Annotated in this window: 7 protein-coding genes; 2 read left to right on the forward strand and 5 right to left on the reverse strand. The window is 62.5% G+C overall.

The annotated features are described in order from the left end of the window. Positions 1–36: 36 nt before the first annotated feature. The 5 genes from M1B34_RS32990 to speB all read right to left on the reverse strand — a co-directional run bounded on the left by M1B34_RS32990 (position 37) and on the right by speB (position 5,009). The gene (locus M1B34_RS32990) at positions 37–282 is read right to left on the reverse strand and encodes an acyl carrier protein (protein WP_268263399.1); all 246 of its coding nucleotides are present in this window, start codon (positions 280–282) and stop codon (positions 37–39) included. A gap of 288 nt (positions 283–570) precedes the next feature. Continuing rightward, complete coding sequence (locus tag M1B34_RS32995; protein ID WP_123329955.1) at positions 571–1,950, reverse strand: sodium:solute symporter family protein; 1,380 nt, start codon at positions 1,948–1,950, stop codon at positions 571–573. Positions 1,951–2,105: 155 nt separating this feature from the next. After that, entirely contained in the window at positions 2,106–3,617 is a 1,512-nt protein-coding gene (locus M1B34_RS33000; RefSeq protein WP_268263397.1) for a purine-cytosine permease family protein, read from the reverse strand. 21 nt (positions 3,618–3,638) lie between these two features. Continuing rightward, complete coding sequence (locus tag M1B34_RS33005; RefSeq protein WP_268267362.1) at positions 3,639–4,049, reverse strand: YybH family protein; 411 nt, start codon at positions 4,047–4,049, stop codon at positions 3,639–3,641. Between the two features lie 9 nt (positions 4,050–4,058). Beyond that, the gene (gene speB / locus M1B34_RS33010; RefSeq protein ID WP_123329962.1) at positions 4,059–5,009 is read right to left on the reverse strand and encodes an agmatinase; all 951 of its coding nucleotides are present in this window, start codon (positions 5,007–5,009) and stop codon (positions 4,059–4,061) included. 264 nt (positions 5,010–5,273) lie between these two features. On the opposite strand from speB, the gene M1B34_RS33015 reads away from it, so the two are divergent. Then, the gene (locus tag M1B34_RS33015; protein ID WP_123329964.1) at positions 5,274–6,167 is read left to right on the forward strand and encodes a LysR family transcriptional regulator; all 894 of its coding nucleotides are present in this window, start codon (positions 5,274–5,276) and stop codon (positions 6,165–6,167) included. A 9-nt stretch (positions 6,168–6,176) separates the two neighbouring features. Further along, on the forward strand, positions 6,177–6,782 hold the full coding sequence (locus M1B34_RS33020; RefSeq protein WP_123329966.1) for a tRNA-uridine aminocarboxypropyltransferase: 606 nt from the start codon (positions 6,177–6,179) through the stop codon (positions 6,780–6,782). Positions 6,783–6,833: the final 51 nt, after the last annotated feature.

The following is a 6,833-nucleotide window of genomic DNA, read 5'->3' on the forward strand; positions in this document are numbered from 1 at the left end:
TTTCATGGGCACGCCTCCTGAGGCTGCAAAGTGCGGTCAGCAGGTCAGGCGGGTTTTTTCCAGGATGTACTGGCTGAGCTCGTTGATGGAGGACACTCGACGCAGGTCGAGATCGCTGGCGAGCGGGATGTTGAAGTGGCTTTCCAGTGACTGGAACAGGGCGTTCAGGTCCAGTGAATAACTATCGCTGGCCTGGGCCTGGGAAGGCGGGACAAGCCATTTTCTGGCCATTTGTTCGTCGATGGAGCGGCGGATGGTTTGTTGGATGTCAAAGCGGTCCATAAAACACCTCTGTGCAGGGGAGGTTTTCTTGTTGGGTGACCCTTTCCTAGGGTGATGCGATAGCGCGCACATTAGCGGCTAGCGTTCCCTGTGCTGTCTTCCTGCAAAGACAACCGTCGCTGATTGCCAGTACAGCACAGCTTTTTGAGTGGCGTGGCTGCCATTCGTCAATCGCTTTTCGCTCTGTCGCGCGGTGCATTTTCCAGGCGAAAAAAACGGGTGCAGCCACCGACGCTGCCCCCGCTGAAGAAACCCGCTAACGAAAAAAGTGAGGCTGTATTGGCTGAATCAGAGGGCGCTGGCCACCACGACGGGGCGCCGGGACAGCAGGCTGACCACCACGAAACTCACCAGGCCCACGGCCAGGCTGTAGTAGATCGGGGTGTTGGCGTCCAGGCCATCCTTGAACATGAACACCAGGGCGGTGACGAAGCCCAGGCCCATGCTGGCGATGGCGCCGGAGGTGGTCGCACGCTTCCAGAAAATCGCGCCGATCAGCGGGATCAGCATGCCGCCCACCAACAGGTTGTAGGCCAGGGTCAGGGCGCTGATGACATCGTTGACGATCAGGGCGATCCCCAGCACCAGGATGCCGGTCAGCAGGGTGAACAGGCGGTTGATGCCCAGGCTCGACTGTTTGCCGCCGCGCAGTTTTGGCAGCAGGTCTTCGGTCAGGGTGGTGGAGGCCGCGAGCAAGCCGGCGCTGGCGGTGGACATCATGGCGGCCAGGGCGGCGGCGATCACCAGGCCACGAATGCCGTCGGGCAGCGAGGCTTTGACGATGGCGGCAAAGGCATTGTTGACGTTGTCCAGGTCCGGCAACAGCACGTGGGCGGCCATGCCGATCAAGGCGCAGGCCAGGCCGTAGAGGATGCAGTAGACGCCGGCGACGGTGCCTGCGTATTGCGCGACCTTTTCATTCTTGGCGGTGAACACCCGTTGCCAGATGTCCTGGCCGATCAGGATGCCGAAGAAATAGATCATGAAGTAGGTAACGATGGTGTCCCAGCCGATGGTGGTGAAGTTGAAATTGGACGCCGGCAGTTTGGCCACCAGTTCGTCCCAGCCCCCCACGCGGTACAGGCAGATCGGCAGCAGGATGAACATCAGGCCCACGGTCTTGATCACGAACTGGACGATGTCGGTAAGGGTCAGGGACCACATGCCCCCAATCGCCGAGTAGATCACCACCACGCCGCCGCCCAGCAGCACCGAGATCCAGAATGGCAGGCCGAACAGCACTTGCAGCACGGTGCCGATGGCGAGGATCGAGGTCACGCCGATCATCAGCGCGTAGGCCAGCATGATCACCGCGCTGGCCTGGCGGGCCATGGGGTTGTAGCGTTTTTCCAGGACTTGGGTAACGGTGAAGATGCGCAGCTTGAGCAGGGGTTTGGCGAGCAGCAGGTTGAGAGCGATGATGCCCAGGCCTAGCGCGGCGCACAGCCAGAAACCCGAGATCCCGTGGACGTAGCCCAGGCGCACAGTGCCGACCGTGGAGGCGCCCCCCAGGACCGTGGCGGCCATGGTGCCCATGTACAGGGTCGGGCCCAGGTTGCGACCCGCCACCAGGTAGTCTTCGTGGGTCTTGGCCTTGCGCATGCCGTAGTAGCCCAGGACCAGCATTGCGGCAGCGTAAATAAGCACGACAAATAAATCTAAAGCCATGATGGCGAGTCTCCGATTATCTTTTTTATGGGTGAAACGAACAGGTCTTGCATGCAGGTGCCGGCCGGGCGGTGTTGGGTTTGGCCAGCGAAGGTCGCTTCAAGCTCTTTGCAAGGCGTGAAGGCCCTTCGCCGGCAAGCCGGCTCCTGCGTGGGTCAGGCGGTTTGGCGCAGTGGGTTTCGTTGCGCGGGGTCGGTGCTTGGGCTGCGTGGGTCGTTGGGCCCGTAGACCTCTTTGGGCTCCGGGAACAGGTTCAGCAGCACCAGGTAGACCACCGAGGCCAGGCCCAGGGTCACCGGCAGGCTGATGTCGATGCCATCGGCCAGGTTGCCCAGGGGGCCGACGAACTGCCCCGGCAAGTTGACGAAGCACAGGCCCACCAGCGCGCTGGGAATCCAGGCACCCAGGCCGCGCCAGTTCCAGCCGTGCTGGAACCAGTAGCGCCCGCCCTGTTCGCCGCGGGTGAAGACTTGCAGGTCATCCGGGCAGTAGAAGCCGCGACGGACCAGCAGGCCGATGATCATGATCACCATCCACGGCGTGGTGCAGGTGATGATCAGCACGGCGAAGGTCGACACGCTCTGTACCAGGTTGGCCGCGAAGCGCCCGATAAAGATGAAGGCGATGGACAGCACACCGATCAGCAAGGTCGCCTTGACCCGCGACAGCACCCGTGGAAACACGCTGGACATGTCCAGCCCGGTGCCATACAGCGAGGTGGTGCCGGTGGACATGCCGCCAATCACCGCAATCAGGCACACCGGCAGGAAGAACCAGCTCGGCGAAACGGCCAGCAGGCCACCGACATAATTGTTGGCGGCGATGTAGTCCGGGGCCTTGATCGCGACAATGGTGGCGGTGGCCAGGCCGAACAGGAAGGGGATCAGGGTGGCGACCTGGGCTGCGATCACCGCCAGCATGATCCGCCCTTTGGGGGTTTCCCGGGGGATGTAGCGCGACCAGTCACCGAGGAATGCCCCGAAGGAAATCGGGTTGCTCATGGCGACCAGTGCGGCACCGATAAAGGCGGCCCAGAACCCGGCCTGGCCCAGGGCGACGGTGCCAGCGAACTGGCTGTCGAAGCTTGGCGCGAAGGCGAAGATGCCCAACAGGAACAGCAGGCTGGCGGCCCACACGGCGATGCGGTTGACCCACAGCATGAAGCGGAAGCCGTAGATGCACACCGTCAGCACCAGAATCGCGAACAGGCCGTAGGCCAGGCCCAGGGTCAGGTCGGTTTCCGGCAGGTCGATCAGGCGTTTGGCGCCGCCCACCAATGCATCGCCAGAACTCCAGACCGAGAGCGAGAAGAAGGCGATGGCGGTCAGCAGCGACAGGAACGAACCGACGATCCGCCCGTGCACACCGAAGTGGGCACCGGAAGACACGGCGTTGTTGGTGCCGTTGATCGGCCCGAACAGGCCCATCGGCGCGAGGATCAAGGCGCCCAGCAACACGCCCAGCACAATCGCCCAGGCACCGGCCTGGAATGACAGGCCGAACAGCACCGGGAAACTGCCGAGCACGGCGGTGGCAAAAGTGTTGGCGCCGCCGAAGATCAAGCGAAACAGGTCGCTGGGTCCGGCGTCACGTTCATGGTCCGGGATCTGTTCGACCCCGTTGGTTTCGATGCTGCTAAGGCTTTTTTCTTTGTTGTTGTTATTCATGATCTGCTCCGATCACATTGGCTAAGGGGGTGGCAGCCCTTCCGGCATTGCGGATAAATGTTCGTGACAGGCCAGCCATAGGCCTCGTTGTTCTTGTCTGCGAAACACAATGGTTTCGCGCTCCTGGCTAAAGTGTTGCTCCCCTTGCATGCGCAGCTCGGTGGCCACGTCATGAATAAACACGGCGACGTCACCTTGCAGGCTGACAACGGCGTTGCTTGAGGTGCAGGACAGCACCTCGAAACCCTCCTCGGCACGCCAGCTGTCCCACAACACCTGATAGGCATCGCGTGACAGCAGCGGCTGGGGAAGGGTGTAGAACACGAAGCTCGCGTCGGCGCTGAAGGCCCCGAAGTAGGCTTCACGATCGTTGCGGGCAAAGGCCGCCACCAGTTCGGCGGCGGCGTTGAGGACCTGCTGTTGTTCGCTCATGGCCGGCACTCAGCGATGGGCCACGCCGGGCAGTACGCAGAGCATTTCGTACAGCAGGTTGGCGCCCAGCAGCGAGGTGTTGCCGGTGGTGTCGTAGGGTGGCGAGACTTCCACCAGGTCGCAGCCGATCAGCTCTAGGCCCTGGCAGCCCCGGATGATTTCGATGGCTTGGATGGTGGTCAGGCCGCCGATTTCCGGGGTGCCGGTGCCGGGCGCCCAGGCCGGGTCGATGCCGTCGATGTCAAAGCTCAGGTACACCGGGCCGCCGCCGACTTTTTCCCGCACTTCGGCCATCAGGGGTTCCAGGGACTTGTGCCAGCACTCTTCGGCCTGGACCACGCGGAAGCCCTGCTTGCGGCTCCAGTTGAAGTCTTCGGCGGTGTAGCCCTGGGCGCGCAGGCCAATCTGCACCACGCGGTCGCAATCGAGCAGGCCTTCTTCCACGGCGCGGCGGAAGGTGGTGCCGTGGGCGATCTTCTCGCCAAACATGTGGTCGTTCACGTCTGCGTGGGCATCGATGTGCACCAGGCCGACCTTGCCGTGTTTTTTGTGGATGGCCCGCAGGATCGGCAGGGTGATGGTGTGGTCGCCGCCCAGGGTCAGGGGGATCACGTTGTGCTCGAGGATACCGTCGTAGGCTTCTTCGATGATGCGCACCGCATCCAGCAGGTTGAAGGTGTTGATTGCCACGTCGCCAATATCCGCCACCGACAGGGAGTCGAATGGGGCGGCGCCGGTGGCCATGTTGTAGGGACGGATCATCACCGATTCGGCGCGGATTTCGCGGGGGCCGAAGCGGGTGCCGGCACGCAGCGAGGTGCCAATGTCCAGCGGCACGCCGACGAACGCGGCATCCAGGCCGGCCGGGGATTGCAGATGGGGAAGACGCATCATGGTGGCGATGCCGCCGAAGCGCGGCATTTCATTGCCGCCCAGTGGTTGGTGAAGAATCTTGTCCACGGGATAGGCCTCATCGTTGTTTTATTTATGGGCTGGACGGCGCAGGCGATCTGCTCGGCCAACCGAGTGAGGCCGATTCTGCGAAATGCCGTGAGGGGAAAGAATCGCTACGGACAAATACTTAGTTCAGATTTTTCTAAACTAATGGCCAGGGTGACGCTAGACTTCAGCACGATTTCTTCCGCTGGCACCCCCGACCCCAAGAGTGCTTGCCGGTTTCCTTGCCCCGGGAAGGGTGTCTGTTGTTTTCTATCGGAGCCCAACATGGCCAACGCTTTACCTGATCTGAAACTATTGCGCATCTTTGTCAGCGTGGTGCGGCATCAGGGGTTCGCCAATGCCCAGCACGAGCTCAACCTCTCGACCTCGGCCATCAGTACCTACATGAGCCAGTTGGAAGCAGCCCTGGGCCTGGTGCTCTGTCACCGTGGTCGCGGCGGTTTCAGCCTGACCAGCAAGGGCGAGTTGTTCCACCAGGAAACCCTGCGCCTGTTGGGCGAGCTGGAAGGTTTCGAGCAATACGCCGCGGCCCTCAAGGGCGAGCTGCGCGGCACCCTGAACCTGGGGGTGATCGACTCCACTGTCAGTGACAAGGCCTTGCCCTTCGCCGAAGCCATCGGCGCCTACAGCCAGGAACACCCAGCGGTGCATTTGCACTTGTCGGTGCTCAGCCCCCACGAATTGCAACTGGGGGTCCAGGACAACCGCCTGGACCTGGCCATTGGTGCGTTTTCCACACGCATGAGCGGCCTGATCTACATGCCGCTGTACCGCGAACAGCACTGGTTGTATTGCAGCAACCGTCACCCGTTGTTCAGCGAGCGGCGCATCCCCGAGCAGTTGATCACCCAGCAGCGCATGGTTGGGCGGGGCTACTGGAGCCAGGCGGAGCTGGCGCGCCACGGTTTCAAACACAGTGCGGCGACCGTGGAAAGCATGGAGGCACAGTTGATCCTGGTGCTGTCCGGCGCCTACATCGGCTATTTGCCGGAGCATTACGCCCAGGCCTGGGCCGACAAGGGCGACCTGCGGGTGCTGTTGCCGGCGACCTTCGGCTATCAGGCACCGTTTTCCATGATCATGCGTCGGGGGCGCAGCCGCGAGCCGCTGATCCAGACCTTCCGCGACCTGCTCAAGGCGCAGCTCAACCAGGCTTGAGGAGGCCCCATGTCCAGACCCCAATGCCCCCGTTGCCAGAGACCGCACAGCCATTGCCTGTGCCCGCTGATCCCGCAGTTGGACAGCCGCACCCGGGTTCTGCTGTTGCAGCATCCGAGTGAAGTGAACCATGCGTTGAACACTGCGCGGCTGGCGGCGTTGGGCTTGAACAATGCCGAGTTGATCGTCGGCGAGGTGTTCGAGGATTTGCCCGGGTTGCTCCATCGACCGGGTTATCAGGCCCGGTTGTTGTTCCCGGCGGATGACGCCCAGCCGTTGCAGGCCTATGGGGCGGCGGATGAGCCGCTGCTGCTGGTGGTGCCCGATGGCACCTGGCGCAAGGCGCGCAAGTTGCTGCACCTCAATCCGTTGCTGGCGGCCTTGCCTCGGGTGACCCTGGCTGAAGGTGCGGTGTCCCGTTATCGCTTGCGCAAGGCGCCGGGGCCGGGTGCCTTGTCCACCGTGGAAGCGATTGTCCAGGCCTTGCAAGTGCTGGAAGCACCGGTCTCTTTCGAGCCGTTGCTGCGACCTTTCGAAGCCCTGATCGAAGGCCAGATCGCCGCTATGGGCGAAGACACCTACCAGCGTAACCACGGCCCCCATCGCCCCTTGTAGGAGCCGGGCTTGCCCGCGATGGCGTCCCTGAGCCTTGCGCAAAATTGGGGG

It is taken from the genome of Pseudomonas morbosilactucae (assembly GCF_023241715.1).
Lineage (GTDB): Bacteria > Pseudomonadota > Gammaproteobacteria > Pseudomonadales > Pseudomonadaceae > Aquipseudomonas > Aquipseudomonas morbosilactucae.

Excerpts from the sequence above, each read along its gene's own strand:
- M1B34_RS33000 (WP_268263397.1), bottom strand. The coding sequence starts at position 3,617 with ATGAATAACAACAACAAAGAAAAAAGCCTTAGCAGCATCGAAACCAAC.
- M1B34_RS33005 (WP_268267362.1), bottom strand. The coding sequence starts at position 4,049 with ATGAGCGAACAACAGCAGGTCCTCAACGCCGCCGCCGAACTGGTGGCG.
- M1B34_RS32995 (WP_123329955.1), bottom strand. The coding sequence starts at position 1,950 with ATGGCTTTAGATTTATTTGTCGTGCTTATTTACGCTGCCGCAATGCTG.
- M1B34_RS33015 (WP_123329964.1), top strand. The coding sequence starts at position 5,274 with ATGGCCAACGCTTTACCTGATCTGAAACTATTGCGCATCTTTGTCAGC.
- M1B34_RS33020 (WP_123329966.1), top strand. The coding sequence starts at position 6,177 with ATGTCCAGACCCCAATGCCCCCGTTGCCAGAGACCGCACAGCCATTGC.
- M1B34_RS32990 (WP_268263399.1), bottom strand. The coding sequence starts at position 282 with ATGGACCGCTTTGACATCCAACAAACCATCCGCCGCTCCATCGACGAA.